This is a genomic window from Paenibacillus sp. 276b, assembly GCF_900107875.1.
GTDB classification, from domain to species: domain Bacteria; phylum Bacillota; class Bacilli; order Paenibacillales; family Paenibacillaceae; genus Paenibacillus; species Paenibacillus marchantiae.
On the sequence record NZ_FNRR01000014.1, the window covers coordinates 1 to 19,108 of the forward strand.

Sequence of the window (19,108 nt, forward strand, 5' to 3'; positions counted from 1 at the left end):
AAGATGAGATTTCCCAGTATGTAAGACCCCTTGAAGACGACGAGGTAGATAGGCTGGGGGTGGAAGTGCAGCAATGCATGGAGCTGACCAGTACTAATCGGTCGAGGGCTTATCCAATATGCAAGTTATAAATCGCACATTTCGTTTCGGATCTAGTTTTCAGAGAATAAACTCTGAAATGAAAATCGGTACATCACAGAATGTGTGTATGATTTTCAGTTCTACAATGATTTCAAGAAGCTATGCTTCGACAAATCGCGTTTGGTGGCGATGGCGGAGGGGTTCCACACGTACCCATCCCGAACACGACCGTTAAGCCCTCTAGCGCCGATGGTACTTGGACCGCAGGGTCCTGGGAGAGTAGGACGCCGCCAAGCGAAGAACCACTGCCGATGTTATTCGGTGGTGGTTTTTATTTGTGTTTTTTAATATAGATCGTTATCCCCGAGAGATGCCCGCGCATCTCTTGTTTGACTTTGTCCCGTTCCTCTGACACACTCATAAATGGATACATACATCACGTATCAGGCCATGATTTGAAAGATATCATAACTTAGAGAACGGGGTGCAGGACGACATGGAAATTCAGAAATTAACCGTAGATGATTTTGAGCCAGCTATGGCACTCTCCGAGTATGCTTTTCAAGTGGTAATGAGTGAAGAGCAAACGGAGAAGAGACGGAGTCAATTTGATTCACAGGATATATGGGGTGTATTTGAGGAAGGACAATTGGGTGCCAAACTTCATATTATTCCTTTTCAAACCTATATTCATGGGAGATCGTTCGAGATGGGCGGTATTGCGGGAGTAGCGACATGGCCAGAATATAGACGTAAAGGCTGGGTAGCTGGGCTGTTGAAGCATGCGCTGGAGGAAATGAACCGTAACAAACAAAGTATATCGTTTTTGCATCCGTTTTCTTTTGCATTTTATCGGAGATATGGATGGGAGACGTATGTTGAGTTTAAACGATATAAAGTGCCTACAGCTCATCTGCCTGCGAAAAAGGCAACCCCTGGAACAATTCGCCGTGGCGATCCGGGACTCAGTATATTAAAGGAAGTATACAGTGCGTACGCTGAACGCTATAACGGAACCTTGATTCGGGATGATGCGAGATGGGAGAATTCAGTTCTATCTAATGGCGCCAGCCAGAAGGCTGTATATTATGATGAAGCTGGTAAAGCAAAAGGCTATGTTTTATATGAGGTTAAGGAAAGAAAGTTTACCATTAAAGAGATCATTTATCTGAATGAAGAGACAAGACAAGGTTTGTGGACCTTTATTGCCAACCATGATTCCATGATTGAGGAAGTCACTTTACAGGCACCAGCCAGTGATATGCTTGCTTTTCAATTAGATAATCCGCGGATTCAGCAGGAAATTGTACCTTTCTTCATGGCACGTATTGTGAGTGTAGAACAATTTATTTCACAGTATCCTTTTGCGAGCCCAGACTCACCAGTACAGATTAATCTCCAGGTAGAGGATGCCCATGCACCATGGAATGAAGGGGTATGGCAGTTGAATGTGGCGATGAATGGTACAGCTTCGATATGGAAAACATCTGAGTCGGCAGCTAAAGATCAGACTGTTAAAGTAGACATACAGGCGCTCACCGCAATGCTGATGGGGTATCGTAGGCCCGCAGAGATGGCTCAAATAGGTAGAATTGAAGGACCGAATGGAGCGATTAAGGCTTTGGAGCAAGCGATTCCTGAACGGGAAACGTATTTACTTGATTTTTTCTGATCCTCATAGAGTAACGAGTATTTTAGGATCAATTTCATAGACTTAACTTGTATAGCATTACGATGCTAGTGTGAGACAAATGGACTTCTCCAGCTATTTTGGAGAGGTTTTTTTGTGTCAGCCGAATATTTCGTGTAAAATCGTAAAAAATGAATAGTGCTCCCTCTTGGCAAAACCACAAAATATGCTATAATGTATATAAAGTCAAAGAAAGTCAAAGTCAACTAAAGGTTAAATACTTACGTAGCTTTCTTTCTGCAATCCGGTGGTGGGAGCCATATTGAAGGTAGTACACATCAGCGGATAAAAGCAATATTAAAGGACCTTCGAGCGTCCTTCGCTCTCCTGTTAAAGACCGTTGAAGATCAGTTTCGCTGTTTCCTTGATTGGTTAAATGGGTTGAGAAGGTGTACTCTGTAGGGGCGTGTGGGTCCTTATTGACTTAACGTTTCAGACAGTGGAGGATGAGTGGATGCGTAATATCTCTGATATTATCGAACAATATCTGAAGAGTATTTTGCATGAAAGTCCCGAAGGATTGGTCGAAATTCAACGTAATGATCTGGCTGATCAATTTTCATGTGTGCCTTCCCAGATCAATTATGTCATCAGCACCCGATTTACACTCGAAAAAGGTTACCTTGTAGAGAGTAAACGTGGCGGCGGCGGTTATGTTCGCATACAGCGGATTGAATTGCCGGCTCACTCGGCTCTGCATAACCATTTGCACCATAGTATTGGAGATGAGATCGGGCAGACAGCTGCCGAAGGTCTGATCTACCAACTGGAAGAAGCACGTTTCTTAAGCAAAAGGGAAGCCGGGTTGATGCGGGCAGCTGTATCGAGAGAGATTATATTGGTCAAACTTCCTTACCGGGATCAAATTCGTGCCAGAATGTTAAAGGCGATGTTAATATCTTTGCTCGGTAAATGAAAACTATCGGGATCAAGGGGGTACATCATTGTGCTGTGCCAAGAATGCAACAACCGTCCGGCAACACTCCATTTCACGAAGATCGTGAACGGAGAGAAGACGGAATTCCATATTTGTGAGTCATGTGCTCGTGAAAAAGGGGAAATGATTCCCGGAACATCCAACGGATTTTCCATTCATAACTTATTGTCCGGGTTGCTTGATTTTGAACCCTCAGGCAAGAATGGCAGTGCGGGAGCAACACCTGCGCAATCCCTTCGTTGTGAAGAATGCGGCATGACCTATTCACAGTTTAGCAAAATCGGCCGCTTTGGCTGTAGTTCTTGTTATAAATATTTTGACAGTCGTTTGGACCCACTATTTAAACGGGTTCACGGTAGCACTTCCCACGTGGGTAAAGTGCCTGCACGGGCTGGTGGTCGCATCAAGGTCAAAAGACAGATTGCTGATCTGAAACGGGATCTTCAGGAGAGCATAACGCAAGAGGAGTTTGAAGAAGCCGCTCAAATTCGTGATCAGATCAGGGAACTTGAAAAAGAAATAGCTCAGGAGTAAAGTTTGTGATGAGTAGGAGGGATGCGTAATGCCTAATCTGCGTTTTACAGAGAAGGCGCTCAGCGACTGGATGCGTAGTGATGCGGCTGATTCCGAAATCGTCATTAGCAGCCGAGTCCGGATCGCACGCAACCTGCAGCATTATCCGTTTCCGATGCTGGCTTCCAATGAGCAATCGGAAGAAGTGCTGAATAAGCTGAGCGAAGTACTTCAATACGATGACGTTCATGCTTTTGGAGATTTTCATACCCTGGATCTGATTGATATCGATGACCTTGACAAACGGGTGCTGGTGGAGAAGCATTTGATCAGTCCCAGTCTTGCGAACGAATCCAGAAATGGTGCTGTTATTCTCAGTGAGGATGAATCTGTCAGTATTATGATTAATGAAGAGGATCATCTTCGTATCCAGTGCCTCTATCCGGGGTCCCAGGTGAAAGAAGCCTGGGAGAAAGCTTCCGCCATAGATGATGCTTTTGAAGCGCATGTGGATTATGCTTTTGATGACCGCAGAGGATATTTAACCAGCTGTCCTACGAATGTAGGTACAGGTGTAAGAGCATCTGTCATGATGCATCTGCCCGCTCTGGTGATGACACAGCAGATTGGCCGGATTCTAACCGCAGTATCCCAAGTCGGACTGACTGTACGGGGAATTTACGGTGAAGGCAGTGAGGCGATGGGTAACCTGTTCCAGATCTCGAACCAGATCACACTGGGGCAGACGGAACAAGAAGTCATCGATAACCTGCATAGTGTTGTGTTACAGATGATTGGGCATGAGCGTACCGCCAGAGAACGGTTAATTACCGACTCCAGATTGCGGATTACCGACAGGGTTATGCGTTCTTACGGCATTTTGTCCCATGCAGCCATCGTTGATTCGAAGGAAGCTGCACAGCGTCTGTCTGATGTTCGACTTGGTGTAGATCTCGGATTGTTGGACGGCTTGTCCATTACCGTGATGAACGAGTTGAATGTGATGACGCAGCCGGGCTTTTTGCAGAAAACATTTGGGGAAGACATGCGGACAGATGAGCGTGACATATATCGGGCTCAGTTGATCCGTGATACGATCAGTGCAGCCAATCAATCCTAGGTTGTTCAATAGTTGTTTATAAAGGTTTCACGCCGCATTGCGGCTTTTATATAATAGAGCATTTTTATAAATGAATGCTGAATGATTTTATTCGCAGCATGGCTGCAAACAAAAATGATATGAAGAATACGGTGGGATCCTTTCAACAGCCCCCGTTTTATCCAAAACCATGGAGGTGCAGGAGATATGATGTTTGGAAGATTTACGGAACGGGCCCAAAAGGTGCTCGCATTGGCGCAGGAAGAAGCTGTCCGTCTTGGTCATAATAACATCGGTACAGAGCACATTTTGCTCGGCCTCATTCGTGAAGGCGAAGGCATCGCAGCCAAAGCGCTGATCGGCCTGGGACTCGGATTGGAAAAAATTCAAGATGAAGTAGAGACGCTAATTGGCCGTGGCCAAGAGCAACCTACGAACATTGCATATACGCCTCGTGCGAAAAAAGTGATTGAATTGTCTATGGATGAAGCTCGCAAATTGGGCCATACCTATGTAGGCACAGAGCATATCCTGCTAGGATTGATTCGTGAAGGCGAAGGGGTTGCAGCACGTGTGCTGAACAACCTGGGTATTAGTTTGAACAAGGCACGTCAACAAGTGCTGCAACTGCTTGGCAGCAGTGAAGCTGTATCCAGTCATAATGGTACGCCTTCCAATGTCAGCACACCAACACTGGACAGTCTGGCACGTGATCTTACGGCGTATGCCAAGGAGAACAACCTGGACCCAGTGATTGGACGTAGTAAAGAAATCGAACGTGTTATCCAGGTGCTGAGCCGTCGTACCAAGAACAACCCAGTACTGATCGGTGAGCCAGGTGTAGGTAAAACAGCTATCGCTGAAGGACTTGCACAAAAAATCATCGCCAACGAAATTCCAGAGACTTTGCGTGACAAACGTGTCATGACATTGGATATGGGTTCAGTTGTTGCAGGTACAAAATATCGCGGTGAATTCGAAGATCGTCTGAAAAAAATTATGGATGAAATTCGTCAAGCGGGTAACATTGTCTTGTTCATCGACGAATTGCATACCCTGATTGGTGCAGGCGGAGCGGAAGGTGCAATTGATGCTTCGAACATTTTGAAACCGGCTTTGGCCCGTGGAGAATTGCAGTGCATCGGTGCTACAACGTTGGATGAATATCGCAAATATATCGAGAAGGATGCTGCGCTAGAGCGTCGTTTCCAACCGATTACGGTCGATCAGCCTTCTCCAGAAGAAGCGGTTCAAATTTTGCATGGTTTACGTGATCGTTACGAAGCGCATCACCGGGTAAAAATTACGGATGAAGCGATTGTGCAGGCGGTTAAACTGTCTGATCGGTACATTACAGACCGTTTCCTGCCGGACAAAGCGATTGACCTGATTGATGAGGCGGGTTCCAAAGTAAGACTGAACTCTTACACGATCCCACCTAACCTCAAACAACTGGAGAGCCGTCTCGAGGATATCCGGAAGGAAAAAGACGCAGCGGTTCAAAGCCAGGAGTTCGAAAAGGCAGCAGCACTACGTGACACGGAACAAAAAATCCGTGAAGAGCTGGATGTAACGAAGAACCAATGGAAAGAAAAACAAGGTCGCACGGATTCTGAGGTAACTCCTGAGGATATCGCACAAGTAGTAGCCAGCTGGACTGGTATTCCGGTGAATCAGCTGAAAGAAGAAGAGACACAACGCTTGATGAATCTGGAATCAATTCTGCATGAACGTGTCATCGGTCAGGATGAGGCTGTGAAGTCCGTCAGTCGTGCAGTTCGTCGTGCTCGTGCCGGATTGAAAGATCCGAAACGTCCAATGGGTTCATTTATCTTCCTTGGTCCTACAGGGGTAGGTAAAACCGAGCTGGCTCGTGCTCTTGCAGAAGCCATGTTCGGGGATGAAAATGCAGTCATCCGGATTGATATGTCCGAGTATGGCGAGAAGCATTCCACTTCAAGACTCGTCGGAGCGCCTCCGGGATATGTGGGATATGAAGAAGGTGGACAGCTGACAGAGAAAGTTCGTCGCAAACCTTACTCTGTCGTCCTGCTCGATGAAATCGAGAAAGCACATCCTGAAGTATTCAACATCTTGCTGCAAGTGCTTGAGGATGGTCGTCTGACCGACTCCAAAGGTCGCGTCGTAGACTTCCGGAATACGTTGATTATTTTGACATCCAATGTGGGTGCGGAAGCGATCAAACGTAACTCTACACTGGGCTTTACGGCAGTAGTGGATGCAGGTGCGGATTACGATAACATGAAGGGTAAAGTGATGGATGAGCTGAAGAAAAGCTTCCGTCCTGAGTTCCTTAACCGGATTGATGAAATTATCGTGTTCCATTCTCTTGAAGAAAAACACATTGCTGAGATTGTTACACTGATGAGTGAAGAGCTTCGTAAACGTCTGAATGAATACGAGGTCGACTTCGAGCTCACAGACAATGCCAAGGCTTTCCTTGCCAAAGCAGGCTTCGATCCAGCCTATGGTGCTCGTCCGCTTCGTCGGGCGATCCAGAAGCATATTGAAGACAAATTGTCGGAAGAATTGCTCACGGGTAATGTGACTAAAGGTGATTCGTTGCTCATCGATGAAGAGAATGGAGCATTGTCTGTAACTAAAAAAGACGTTGTTGTTCCTTCCACTGAGGAAATCGAAACGAAATAAGTAACACTCAACTAGTGACATAACTACTGAGTCTGATGTATAAAACAAAAATCCTTCCTGGCTTTAGTCGGGAAGGATTTTTTTGTGTTTTTGTGCCAGTCAGAGACCCAGAGCTGTTGTTTATCAGAAAATAAACTTAGAAGTGCTACGAACATGTGTAAAGTTTGCGATAATCCTTTACGAAAAATCTCAAACAATGGTAAACTTTTATTAACCCTGCACGTCAGGGAATTAAGGCAAAATTCGTCGAAAAATGCAAAATGCTGTTATAAAATAAATCCTAGGAGTGCTGAAGTGGCCAAAGTTAAAACCAAGTTTCAGTGTACGGAATGCGGCTATGAAGCCCCCAAATGGTACGGCAAATGTCCGGGTTGTCAGTCTTGGAATTCAATGGTGGAAGAAACCGAAACGGTGGTCAAAACACAAGGGAGAAATTCCCCTCTCTTTGAGAGTAAAGATAAGCCACTTCCCATCATAGATATAGATAGCGGTCAGGAACCGCGTGTACAGACTGGAATTGAAGAGCTGAACCGGGTTTTGGGCGGCGGAATTGTTCCAGGATCTCTCGTTCTGGTGGGCGGAGACCCCGGAATCGGAAAATCAACATTGATGTTGCAAACATCTCATGCTTTGACTCACTCAGGTTTGCGTGTGTTATATGTCTCAGGTGAGGAATCAGTTAAGCAAACGAAATTGCGGGCTGACCGTCTGGGTGCGCTGTCTCCTGAGTTATATGTACTATGTGAGACCAATATGGAGCGGGTAGAGGAAGCGGTAGAGCAGATCCAGCCGCATTTTCTAGTCATCGACTCTATTCAGACCGTTTATCTGCCAGAAGTCACCAGTGCACCCGGCAGTGTAGCTCAGGTAAGGGAATGTACCTCACGGTTCATGCGAATCGCCAAAGGGCGAGGCATTGCAACCGTACTTGTGGGGCATGTTACGAAAGAAGGCGCCATTGCAGGTCCACGTATGTTGGAACATATGGTGGACTGTGTTCTTTATTTTGAAGGAGAACGGCATCATACGTATCGCCTTTTACGTGCGGTAAAGAACCGTTTTGGTTCGACCAATGAGATCGGCATTTTTGAAATGGGCGAAGATGGACTTCGTGAAGTAGGCAACCCTTCTGAGCTCTTTTTGTCAGAACGTCCTCTGGGTGTGGCTGGTTCTACCGTAGTTGCCAGCATGGAGGGCACACGTCCTCTGCTTGTGGAATTGCAGGCATTGATTTCAACCACACATTTCCCTTCTCCGCGGCGTATGGCAACAGGGGTAGATCTCCATCGATTAAACCTGATTATTGCGGTACTGGAGAAACGGATGGGCATGTTCTTGCAAACGCAGGATGCTTATCTGAACGTAGCTGGTGGTGTGAGATTAGATGAGCCGGCAGTAGATTTGGCGGTTGCTGTAAGTATCGCATCCAGCTTGAGAGATGTACCGACCAAGCCAGATGACGTCATCTTTGGGGAAATCGGTTTAACGGGTGAAGTTCGGGCCGTTTCAAGGGCTGAACAACGTGTGAAAGAAGCTCAGAAATTGGGCTTTAAGCGTGTCATTTTACCAGAAAAAAGCTTAAAGGGCTGGAAACATCCTCGCGGGATACAACTGATCGGTGTGAATACCGTGGCAGATGCACTAGCGGTTGCTTTAGATTAGGGGGCATAACAAGATGAAAGATTCGAGCCAACTGGATAATATGAACGAATTGTTAAGGCTGATTGCACCAGGTACACCTTTCCGCGAAGGTCTGGAGAACGTGCTGCGCGCCAAGACGGGTGCACTGCTGGTTGTAGGATACAGCCCTGAAGTAATGGAAGTGGTGGATGGAGGATTCTCGATTAACTGTGATTTCTCCCCGAACTATTTGTATGAACTCGCCAAGATGGACGGTGCCATTATCCTTAGCGAGGATTTAAAACGTATTCTATACGCCAATACTCAACTTATTCCTGACTCATCCATCTCTTCATCTGAGACGGGGATCCGTCACCGGACGGCTGAGCGTGTCGCGAAACAAACAGGCAAATTAGTCGTATCTATATCGCAGCGGCGGAATATTATCACCTTATACCAAGGAACACTACGGTATTCCCTCAAGGAAATCGGGGTTATTTTGACCAAGGCGAATCAAGCGATTCAAACCTTGGAGAAATACAAGGCTGTATTGACACAGTCCCTTACGAATCTGAGCGCCGCCGAGTTCGAGGAACTGGTTACGATTCCTGAGGTAGTCAATGTCATTCAGCGTACGGAAATGGTTATGCGCATCAAAACGGAAATCAAGCGTTACATTCATGAACTCGGCAACGAGGGACGTCTGATCTCCATGCAGATGGAGGAGCTCGTCGGTACAACAGAAGAGGAAGCCTGGTTGCTGTATAAGGACTATGCCCGTGATGACAGTGATGACAAAATCCGTGAGATTATCGTTGGTCTGAAAAGATTGTCGGACGATGAATTGCTGGATGCACATCATATTGTACGTCTTCTGGGATACCCTTCGTCAGCGGCTACGTCTGAAGATTCGGTTGCACCTCGGGGATATCGGGTATTAAATAAGATACCCCGCCTGCCGAATGTCATCATCCATAACCTGGTGGATCAATTCGAACAATTGCCTCATGTCATTATGGCTACAATAGAAGAGCTGGACGAAGTGGACGGGATTGGAGAGGTACGGGCCCGAACCATTAAGGAAGGTCTCAAGCGTTTGCAGGAGCAGATGTTTATTGACAGACAAATGTAAGGGTTTGCCTATAACGGCTTGAAAATAATGAGGTGAAACAACGATGTTAACCAGATTCATTCCGAATCTCTTTACCTTGGGTAATCTGTTTCTTGGAATGATGGCAATCCTGCTTGCAATTGATGGGAAGTATAGTTTGGCTGCCATTTTGGTCATTATTGCGATGTTACTGGATGGCCTGGATGGCCGTGTCGCACGTGCACTTAATGCCCAGAGTGAGTTTGGCAAAGAGCTGGATTCTTTGTCTGACATGGTTTCATTTGGTGCAGCTCCAGCTCTAATTATATTCATGGTCTCGTTTCAGGACGCAACTCCGGTTTTCGCCTGGATCGCAACCGCAAGCTTTCCAATCTGTGGGGCTATCCGGTTAGCCCGGTTTAACGTTCGCCCCGGTATTCCCGGGTACTTCACAGGTTTGCCGATCCCAGCGGCTGGAGGGGTACTGGCAACACTATCCCTGTTTAATAAGGATATCGGTCCCGTGAGTATGATGATTGCGACCTTGCTGTTATCGTATCTGATGGTAAGTTCGCTGAAATATCCCAATTTCAAAAAGGTTGGTCTACCGCGTAAAGCGATCTGGATTGCACCTTGGGTCATCGTCTTCGCGGTAGTGGTGGCTGTTATGTTTCCAGAACAATTGTCCAAATTGATCTTTATTCCACTTGTGTTATACGCTCTATATGGGATGAAGCATAATATGCGGACGGCAGCCTCGCGGAACCGAGCCAAAAAGCGTAAAGAAGAGAAGTCTTCCCGTCCTTCCGATCGCTAGGCATTCCATCATTTCGGGAAATAAAAAGAAAGCACGTATGCTCCTCAACAGGAGAATACGTGCTTATTTTTGTTTTTAAAATCTATACGTTAACTTAACCATTTGCAATGAAATACGTATTGTTTACGACAAATTGAACATCCCTAACGTCGAACATTTCTGTGACTCGTGATTTACGACCTCTTCCATGTTGATGTCCAGCAGATTGCAGAGAGCCGACATATAAAACAGGTTCCGCCCTAGTTCAGAGCTGATCACCTCTTTACAATTCTCGCACAATTCACCTTCCACATGCGTTTCCAGCAGGCCTTTTGATTGAGCAATGTCGCTCTCTGGGGCATATTTCTGCTTGGTGGCGTGCAGCTCAATGCAGCCGCATTCGGTAATGGCCTTGGACACGGCACGGTTGACAGAGGCGCCGGCTTGTCCTGTTTTGGACAGTACATCAATCAGGCTGCGATGACGCAGCAACAGCTCGGAAACTTGATCCTGAAAAGCCTGTAAACTTAGCGTACTCATTTTGCTACTCACCTCGGGATATGAATTGAATTCATTATATGCCAATAATTTACCTTCTTTCAACTGACGATTGCAACATTTCCAAAAAGTTCTTCAAAAGCGGGATTAGCAATCTGAGAATTGGATCATACTGGATATAAAGATGAAGTTATATTGAAGGAGGTGCAGGGACTTATGTGGAAAAAAGGCATTTTAACTTTTACAGGATTGTGCGGTGCATGGTTCGGCTACACGGCATATCATCTGGCAGGAAAATCCGTCCCTTGGATGGCTGAATGGATTCAATCAGCAGGATTATTGGGGGCTGGGGTATCAACCCTACTAGGTGCTGTATTGTTTATGTCCGTGTGTAACATTGGTGGAACATTAATGGCAACCAGACTACATAATAGTATTGATTCGTTGGCCAAAGTACCGATGAATGAATTGGCTGCGGGTGCGGCGGGTACAGTTGCAGGACTGCTGGTGGCCTTGCTGTTATATCCTTGTGTAGCATGGCTGGGGACGGCCGGAGAAGTGCTGCAAGTGGCACTGACGGTCGTAAGTAGCTATATAGGCTATATGCTTGCCATGGCGAAGAAAGACGATCTGGCGGCCTTCTGGATGTCAGGACGCTGGGGTCATCCTGAGGTGGATGAGGAAAGACGGCTAGAAGAGCACAAAATTTTGGATACCAGTGTAATTATCGATGGTCGCATCGCGGATATATGCAAAACCGGATTTATCGAGGGCACGATTGTAATCCCGGAATTCGTTCTGGAGGAATTGCAGCACATTGCCGATTCATCGGACTTGCTCAAGCGGAACAGAGGACGGCGTGGGCTTGATATTCTGAATAAAATTCAGAAGGAATTGGACGTTAAAGTGCTCATCTACGAAGGTGATTTCGAGGAGATTTCGGAAGTGGACAGCAAGCTGGTCAAGCTCGCCAAGGTGCTTCAGGGTAAAGTTGTCACCAACGACTTCAACCTGAATAAGGTCTGTGAACTGCAAGGAGTATCCGTGCTAAACATCAATGACCTCGCCAATGCTGTTAAGCCGGTGGTATTGCCAGGTGAGGAGATTATGGTGCAAATTATCAAGGATGGTAAGGAACACGGTCAAGGTGTAGCCTATCTGGATGATGGCACGATGATCGTAGTGGAAGGCGGACGCGAGTATATCGGCATGATGATGGAAGTGCTGGTGACCAGTGTGCTGCAGACGTCAGCGGGACGAATGATTTTTGCCAAGCCGAAACTGTTGGAAAAAGCCCAATAAAGCGGTATGATGGGTAGTGTATCGTTTAACGATATTTAATATCGATAGTAGATATTTTGTATCTTAGGACGATAAACTGACAGACAAGGCAGGGATTGCGGCATGGATAAAGGGTGGGGTGTTGTCATTGTGGCGGCAGGTCGGGGGACCCGGATGGGAACAACCGAGAGTAAGCAGTTTCTGCTGCTGCAGGACAAGCCCGTTTTCATACATACGCTTGAAGTGTTTGCGGCTTTGGACGAGATCAGCGAAATGGTGCTGGTCACGGGAGCTGCCGATGTTGAACGCTGCCAGGATTGGGTAAAAGAATACCGACTGGAATCACGTGTCCGTGTCATCCCCGGAGGGAAAGAGAGACAACATTCGGTCCACGAAGGCCTTAAGGCACTAGGGACAGACTGGGTCCTCGTTCACGACGGGGTACGTCCTTTTATAAACCGTGAGCAGATTATGGGGTGTATGAAGGCCGCTATGTCGGGTGGAGCAGCTGTACTGGCCGTTCCAGTGAAGGATACGATCAAACAAGTAAATGCGGATGGAATCGTTACGGCGACGCCGGACCGCAGCAGTCTGTGGAGCATTCAAACCCCGCAGGCTTTTCGTCTTTCTTCCCTGCTGATTGCGTACGAATCGGCGGACCGGGACGGATTTCTAGGAACGGATGACGCAATGCTGGCTGAACGCCAGGGAATGTCGGTCAAGGTTGTGGAAGGCAGTTATAAGAACATCAAATTAACGACGCCGGAAGATTTGGAATACGCCGCGTTTTTGCTCAAGGGAGAGAAGAAGCGATGATACGTGTAGGACAGGGATTCGATGTACATCAACTGGTAGAGGGACGCCCATGCATTATTGGCGGGGTAACGATCCCTTATGAAAAAGGACTGCTGGGTCACTCGGACGCAGACGTGCTGCTGCATGCCATCAGTGATGCCATTCTTGGTGCGCTTGCACTTGGGGATATTGGCAAACACTTCCCGGATACGGATCCGGAGTTCAAAGATGCTGATAGCCTGAAACTGCTGGAGCATGTCTGGCAGTTGGTGAAGGATCGTGGATACCGTCTGGGGAACATTGATTCAACCATTATTGCACAGAAACCGAAGATGGCACCTTATGTTCCGCAGATGGCCGAAGTTATTGCCAAGGCACTTGAAGCGGATGTAACTCAGGTGAATGTCAAAGCGACAACAACAGAGCAACTCGGATTCCCCGGACGGGGAGAGGGTATAGCTGCCCAATCGGTTGTTTGCCTTGTTCGCGTGTGATATTATCAACCAATTAGAGACGGAGGGGATATTATGAGCACCGAAGTTCGCGTGCGCTACGCGCCGAGTCCAACGGGACACCTGCATATCGGGAACGCCCGTACGGCGCTGTTTAACTATTTGTATGCCAAACATAATAACGGCAAATTCATTATTCGTATTGAGGATACGGACGTGAAACGCAACATTGCCGGTGGTGAGGAAAGCCAGCTGAAATACCTGAAATGGCTCGGAATCGAGTGGGACGAAAGTATTGATGTCGGCGGCGAGTACGGACCATACCGTCAGACGGAACGTTTGGACATCTATCGTAAATATACGCAGGAGCTGCTGGATAAAGGTCTGGCTTACCGCTGCTATTGCACGGAAGAAGAGCTGGAGCAAGAACGTGAGGAACAGACAGCACGTGGAGAAACTCCGCGTTATTCGGGTAAACACCGTGATCTGACACCGGAGCAACAGAACGCATTTGAAGCGGAAGGCCGTGTGGCGAGTATTCGTTTCCGTGTACCGGAAGAACGCATCTATACGTTTGATGACATGGTCAAAGGAACAATCTCATTCAACAGCAAGGAATCCGGCGACTTCGTTATTGTGAAAAAAGACGGCATTCCTACGTACAACTATGCAGTTGCTGTCGATGATCATTTGATGAAAATCTCCCACGTCCTGCGTGGGGAAGATCACATCTCTAACACACCGCGTCAACTGATGATTTATGAAGCGCTTGGCTGGGAGCCGCCGCAATTCGGTCATATGACGTTGATCGTGAATGAAAACCACAAAAAGCTGAGTAAACGTGACGAATCCGTTATTCAGTTTATTGAACAATATGATCAGCTCGGCTATCTGCCTGAGGCGATGTTTAACTTCATCTCCCTTCTTGGCTGGTCGCCTGAAGGAGAAGAAGAGATCTTCTCGCAGGAGCAGTTAATCTCCATTTTTGATACGAAGCGTCTGTCCAAGAGCCCGGCGGTATTTGATACACACAAGCTGGCTCACTTGAACAACCACTACATCAAAAATGCTGAACCAGATCGCATTGCCGAAATGGCGATTCCACATCTGCAAAAAGCGGGACGTATTGCCGCTGAGCTCTCACCTGAACAAAAAGAATGGGCATATACGCTTGTTCATCTCTACCAAGAGCAAATGAATTCTGCCTCCGATATCGTGGAGTTGTCGGAAGTGTTCTTCCGTTCCCACCTGGAGCTGGAAAGTGAAGGGGCTGCTGTACTGGCTGAGGAGCAGGTACCAACCGTTCTGAAGGCATTTGCTGATAAAGTACAGGCTAGCGACGAATTTACACCAAGCAAGATGGCTACGCTGATCAAAGAAGTTCAGAAAGAGACCGGATTTAAGGGTAAACAGCTGTTTATGCCGATCCGTGTAGCTCTGACAGGACAGACTCATGGACGCGATCTGAACCAAACAATTGTACTGCTTGGCCGCGATACGGTCATTGATCGATTGCATGCTCAGGTAAAAGGCGCGTAAGTAACGCCCTTGTTTAGTCTACTTTGACTTAAGGATGGAACTTCGTTCCCACCGATATGAAGGAAGATTGTTGTCAGTCCATAACCTTTTCGCTATAATAGCAACACAAAGGTTAAATGGTATGATTTTATCATTCATCATAAAAACAGCAAAGACCGGGAGAAGTAGGCTGAACCGGACAGATTCAGAGAGGATGGTCCCGCAGTAAAGAACAAGATTCTTTGCTGAGGTGGCTGTGAGCCATCCGCTGTCCGTCAGTCGAAATGCACCCGTGAGCTGCATAGCCGAATCCGGCCCCGCCTCTCGTTATGTAGGAGAGAGGAAAACGTCAGGATAGGTTGTGACGGTTGGTTCCCGTTACGGAACTGTTGAGGGTTCATTCTTGTGCAAGGATATGAGGCAGCTATAACAGGTAGCCTAGTTCTTGTATGTTAAGGCATGAACCGAGCAGAGTGGGACCGCGATAAACGCCTCTGCAGCTTAATAGCTGCAGGGGCGTTTTCTATTTAGGTCGAGTCAGAAGAACACTACCATGAGGGCCGCGCCATCCGGAAAGCCGGAGGACGAAGACCTGAACAAGAGGGGAACGAGCATGTTCAAGAAGATCAGATCAGATATCCAGGCGGTGTTTGAAAACGATCCGGCGGCCCGGGGATGGTTTGAGGTTGTATTTACCTACTCGGGGCTGCATGCGATATGGGCGCACCGGGTGGCACACTTTTTATACAAGCGGAGATGGTTTTCTTTCGCGCGGTTCATTTCACAGGTCAGCCGCTTTATGACAGGCATCGAAATCCATCCAGGCGCTACGATTGGCAATCGGTTGTTTATTGACCATGGCATGGGCGTGGTGATTGGGGAAACGTGTGAAATTGGCGACGATGTTGTCATCTATCAGGGGGTCACACTTGGCGGAACGGGTAAAGAAAAAGGGAAGAGACATCCGACAATTGGCAATAATGTGGTTATCTCATCCGGAGCGAAGGTGCTAGGTTCCTTCAGCGTGGGGGATCAATGTAATATTGGTGCGAACTCGGTTGTGCTGAAGGAAGTCCCTTCGAATAGCACCGTTGTAGGCATACCGGGCAGAATCGTGAAGCAGGATGGCCGCCGGGTGGACCGCCTGAATCAGCAGCTTCCAGATCCGGTCATCGATTCCCTGCGCACTATGCAGCAAGAAATCGAACGATTACGTGAAGAAGTGCGTACTTTGCAGAGTACACGTGAAAGTGAGTTTTCCCGTGGTACAATAGAATAATGATGGAAACGGATGAAAGGAAAGTGACTATGACGCTTCAAATTTACAATACGATGAGTCGTACCAAAGAGAATTTTGTTCCTCAAGAGCCGGGGAAAGTGAAAATGTATGTGTGCGGGCCGACGGTATATGATTACATTCATATCGGGAATGCACGTCCAGTTATCTTTTTCGACACAGTTCGCGGATATTTGGAACAGACCGGACATGAGGTGAACTATGTCGTAAACTTCACGGATGTCGATGATAAGCTCATTCGTAAAGCTGAGCAGCTTGGCACGGATGTTCCTCATGTCGCAGAGAAGTTTATTGCAGCGTACTACGAGGATCTCGAAGGGCTGGGTATTCCGAAGGCAAGCAGTAATCCAAGAGTGACCGAAAACATGCCGCTTATTATTGATTTTATCCGTGAGCTGGTTGAAAAGGACTTCGCCTATGAAAATGGGGGTGACGTATATTATCGCACAGGCAAATTTGCGGAGTACGGCAAACTATCGAAGCAAAACCTTCAGGAATTACAGTTTGGAATTCGTATTGGTGTAGATGAGCGCAAAGAGCATCCAGAAGACTTTGTCCTCTGGAAAGCTGCGAAGCCGGGTGAGATTTTCTGGTCCAGTCCATGGGGCGATGGTCGTCCGGGCTGGCATATCGAGTGCTCTGCCATGGCACGGGAATACCTGGGGGATACGTTGGATATTCACGGCGGAGGACAGGATTTGCAGTTCCCTCACCATGAGTGCGAATGCGCTCAATCCGAGGTGTTGACTGGTAAACCACTTGCAAACTACTGGATGCATAACGGATTCATCCGTATTGATAACGAAAAAATGTCGAAATCACTCGGCAACGGTGTGCTTGTCAAAGACCTTCGCAATCAATATAAACGCGAAGCCATTCGTTATTTCATGTTGTCTACTCACTATCGCAATCCGTTGAACTTCACGGAAGATACGATGGAACAGGCACAGAATAGTGTGGACCGGATCGCAAATGCCGTAGGTAACCTTAATCATCGCTTGCAGGCTGTGAGCGTGGATCAGGCTGTGTCAGCTGAGTTTGCAGCGAGACTGGAGCAGATTCGTCAGCAGTATCATGAGAAAATGCAGGACGACTTCAATACGCCTGATGCGATTACGGCAATGTTTGAGTGGGCTGGGGAAGCTAACCAACTGTTGCAGCAAGATGTGGTAAACGCTGCGGACATTCGCGCTCTGCTGGAATTGTTCAATGAGTTGAATGCAGTGCTTCGTATCTATACCGAGGCTGAACCGGAGCTTTTGGACGAAGAAATCGAACGTCTAATTGTAGAACGTAACGAAGCACGCAAAACCAAAAACTGGGCGCGGGCTGATGAAATTCGGGATGAACTGTCTGCGCAGGGCATCTTGCTTGAGGATACGGCTCAAGGAATGAGATGGCGGCGCAAATGAGCGAGGAACAACTGAAAAAGTTGTCAGAATCCGTCGAGCATACCGAGCAACGAGATGAACAGCAGACAGATGAACAGTCTCTGAGCGTTGACCAGGGAGGATGGTTTCCTTATCCCCCCTCCCGGCCTGCACGGTTGATTCCTCCCATCGCTCTCGCCTACATTGGTGATGCGGTATATGAGGTAGCAGTACGGCAGTATCTGTTATCCAAAGCCAACATGCGTCCTAACCATCTGCACCGTAGTGCGACCGGTTTGGTATCGGCGAAGGCACAAAGCCGTATTCTCACAGGTATTGAGGCTGAGCTGACCGAGGAAGAGCGTGACATTGTCAGACAAGGTCGTAATGCCAAGTCTGGCAGTATTCCCAAAAACGCAGACGTTTTGGAGTATAGACATGCCACGGCTCTGGAGTGTCTGATCGGTTACCTGTATAGCAGTGGTCGGCATGATCGCATGATTGAACTGATTCGCCGAGGCATCGAGCATGCGGAACAACATTCGCAATCACCGACAAAATAATATAAATTACAACAAAGCCGCTTCTGTAGGGTGCGCCAATTAGGGTGCAGTAAATCACAGGGCGTTATAGAGAGGATCGAACAAAGATGGAAGAAGAATGGATCGCCGGTAAGCATTCCGTAACGGAGGCGCTGCGTTCAGGCCGGACCATTAATAAAATATGGATTGCAGATACAGCGCAAAAACATTTGACGCAGCCTATTATCGCTGAAGCAAAAAAATTAGGTGTTGTCATTCAGCACGTAGACAAGCGTAAACTGGATCAAACAGTTCCGGGCATTCAACACCAGGGTGTGATGGCGCAAGCGGCTCCTTACGCTTATGTAGAGGTTGAAGACATTCTTGCTGCAGCGGCTGCTAAAAATGAACATCCATTTTTGATTTTGCTGGATGAGATCGAAGATCCACATAATCTTGGATCGATTTTGCGGACGGCCGACTGCACAGGTGCACATGGTGTCATTGTACCTAAACGGCGCTCAGCTGCAGTTACAGTGACTGTATCCAAAACTTCAGCAGGTGCGGTGGAGTATGTGCCAGTGGCTCGTGTAAGCAATCTGGGTCAAACCATTGACCGTCTCAAGGAAGAGGGCGTATGGGTCGTAGGCACAGATGTGGCTGCTCAGGAGAGCGTGTTTGGTAACGGCGTCTTTACAGGCCCGGTAGCCCTCGTGATCGGAAACGAAAACAAGGGAATGGGACGACTCATTCGTGAAAAATGCGATGTGTTGATCAAATTGCCGATGCAAGGTCAGATTAATTCCCTGAATGCTTCCGTGGCAGCGGGTGTTGTCATGTATGAAGTGCTCCGCTCGCGCCAAGCGCAGGACTAGAAGAT

The 19,108-nt window shown here is 47.5% G+C and carries 17 protein-coding genes and 2 rRNA genes; 18 read left to right on the plus strand and 1 reads right to left on the minus strand.

The genetic code is table 11. The features are described from left to right. The 10 genes from BLV50_RS31480 to pssA all read left to right on the plus strand — a co-directional run. Nucleotides 1-117, plus strand: a 23S ribosomal RNA gene (locus tag BLV50_RS31480); the annotation flags it as partial. 143 nt (nt 118-260) lie between these two features. Next, a 5S ribosomal RNA gene (rrf, locus tag BLV50_RS31485) occupies nt 261-377 on the plus strand. Nucleotides 378-577: 200 nt separating this feature from the next. After that, nucleotides 578-1,753: a GNAT family N-acetyltransferase gene (gene eis, locus BLV50_RS31490; RefSeq protein ID WP_090811983.1), complete on the plus strand. Its 1,176-nt coding sequence runs from the start codon at nt 578-580 to the stop codon at nt 1,751-1,753. Nucleotides 1,754-2,225: 472 nt separating this feature from the next. Further along, a complete protein-coding gene (locus BLV50_RS31495) occupies nt 2,226-2,687 on the plus strand; it encodes a CtsR family transcriptional regulator (RefSeq protein WP_063567405.1) in 462 nt (153 codons plus the stop codon). A gap of 30 nt (nt 2,688-2,717) precedes the next feature. Beyond that, complete coding sequence (locus tag BLV50_RS31500; RefSeq protein ID WP_063567406.1) at nt 2,718-3,242, plus strand: protein-arginine kinase activator protein McsA; 525 nt, start codon at nt 2,718-2,720, stop codon at nt 3,240-3,242. Between the two features lie 28 nt (nt 3,243-3,270). Next, nucleotides 3,271-4,341 (plus strand): protein-arginine kinase McsB, encoded by a 1,071-nt coding sequence (locus BLV50_RS31505; RefSeq protein WP_090811985.1) that lies wholly within the window; start codon nt 3,271-3,273, stop codon nt 4,339-4,341. A 186-nt stretch (nt 4,342-4,527) separates the two neighbouring features. Beyond that, nucleotides 4,528-6,990: an ATP-dependent protease ATP-binding subunit ClpC gene (gene clpC, locus BLV50_RS31510; protein ID WP_063567408.1), complete on the plus strand. Its 2,463-nt coding sequence runs from the start codon at nt 4,528-4,530 to the stop codon at nt 6,988-6,990. Nucleotides 6,991-7,284: 294 nt separating this feature from the next. Next, complete coding sequence (gene radA / locus BLV50_RS31515) at nt 7,285-8,652, plus strand: DNA repair protein RadA (protein ID WP_063567409.1); 1,368 nt, start codon at nt 7,285-7,287, stop codon at nt 8,650-8,652. Between the two features lie 13 nt (nt 8,653-8,665). Further along, nucleotides 8,666-9,742 carry a DNA integrity scanning diadenylate cyclase DisA gene (gene disA, locus BLV50_RS31520; RefSeq protein ID WP_063567410.1) on the plus strand — a complete coding sequence of 359 codons (1,077 nt, stop codon included), beginning with the start codon at nt 8,666-8,668 and terminating at the stop codon, nt 9,740-9,742. Nucleotides 9,743-9,785: 43 nt separating this feature from the next. Further along, on the plus strand, nt 9,786-10,517 hold the full coding sequence (pssA, locus tag BLV50_RS31525) for a CDP-diacylglycerol--serine O-phosphatidyltransferase (protein WP_090811987.1): 732 nt from the start codon (nt 9,786-9,788) through the stop codon (nt 10,515-10,517). A gap of 123 nt (nt 10,518-10,640) precedes the next feature. Here pssA and BLV50_RS31530 read toward each other — a convergent pair whose 3' ends face one another. Next, nucleotides 10,641-11,036 (minus strand): nucleoside triphosphate pyrophosphohydrolase family protein, encoded by a 396-nt coding sequence (locus BLV50_RS31530; RefSeq protein WP_024633611.1) that lies wholly within the window; start codon nt 11,034-11,036, stop codon nt 10,641-10,643. 174 nt (nt 11,037-11,210) lie between these two features. Between BLV50_RS31530 and BLV50_RS31535 the strand changes: the two genes are divergently transcribed. The 8 genes from BLV50_RS31535 (at nt 11,211) to rlmB (ending at nt 19,103) form a co-directional block, all read left to right on the plus strand. Further along, nucleotides 11,211-12,296 (plus strand): PIN/TRAM domain-containing protein, encoded by a 1,086-nt coding sequence (locus BLV50_RS31535; RefSeq protein WP_063567412.1) that lies wholly within the window; start codon nt 11,211-11,213, stop codon nt 12,294-12,296. 102 nt (nt 12,297-12,398) lie between these two features. Next, nucleotides 12,399-13,091 carry a 2-C-methyl-D-erythritol 4-phosphate cytidylyltransferase gene (gene ispD, locus BLV50_RS31540; protein WP_090811989.1) on the plus strand — a complete coding sequence of 231 codons (693 nt, stop codon included), beginning with the start codon at nt 12,399-12,401 and terminating at the stop codon, nt 13,089-13,091. Then, nucleotides 13,088-13,564, plus strand: coding sequence for a 2-C-methyl-D-erythritol 2,4-cyclodiphosphate synthase (ispF, locus tag BLV50_RS31545; protein ID WP_053779226.1), 477 nt, complete (start codon nt 13,088-13,090; stop codon nt 13,562-13,564). The genes ispD and ispF overlap by 4 nt, the downstream gene beginning before the upstream one ends. 33 nt (nt 13,565-13,597) lie before the next feature. Continuing rightward, nucleotides 13,598-15,061 (plus strand): glutamate--tRNA ligase, encoded by a 1,464-nt coding sequence (gltX, locus tag BLV50_RS31550; RefSeq protein ID WP_090811991.1) that lies wholly within the window; start codon nt 13,598-13,600, stop codon nt 15,059-15,061. A 592-nt stretch (nt 15,062-15,653) separates the two neighbouring features. Next, nucleotides 15,654-16,319 carry a serine O-acetyltransferase gene (cysE, locus tag BLV50_RS31560; protein ID WP_063567438.1) on the plus strand — a complete coding sequence of 222 codons (666 nt, stop codon included), beginning with the start codon at nt 15,654-15,656 and terminating at the stop codon, nt 16,317-16,319. Between the two features lie 29 nt (nt 16,320-16,348). Then, nucleotides 16,349-17,749 carry a cysteine--tRNA ligase gene (gene cysS / locus BLV50_RS31565; RefSeq protein WP_063567415.1) on the plus strand — a complete coding sequence of 467 codons (1,401 nt, stop codon included), beginning with the start codon at nt 16,349-16,351 and terminating at the stop codon, nt 17,747-17,749. After that, nucleotides 17,746-18,270 carry a Mini-ribonuclease 3 gene (locus BLV50_RS31570; RefSeq protein ID WP_079697651.1) on the plus strand — a complete coding sequence of 175 codons (525 nt, stop codon included), beginning with the start codon at nt 17,746-17,748 and terminating at the stop codon, nt 18,268-18,270. Before cysS ends, BLV50_RS31570 begins: the two co-directional genes overlap by 4 nt. A gap of 86 nt (nt 18,271-18,356) precedes the next feature. Then, nucleotides 18,357-19,103, plus strand: a complete 747-nt coding sequence (gene rlmB / locus BLV50_RS31575; protein WP_063567416.1) for a 23S rRNA (guanosine(2251)-2'-O)-methyltransferase RlmB — start codon at nt 18,357-18,359, stop codon at nt 19,101-19,103. Nucleotides 19,104-19,108 lie beyond the last annotated feature (5 nt).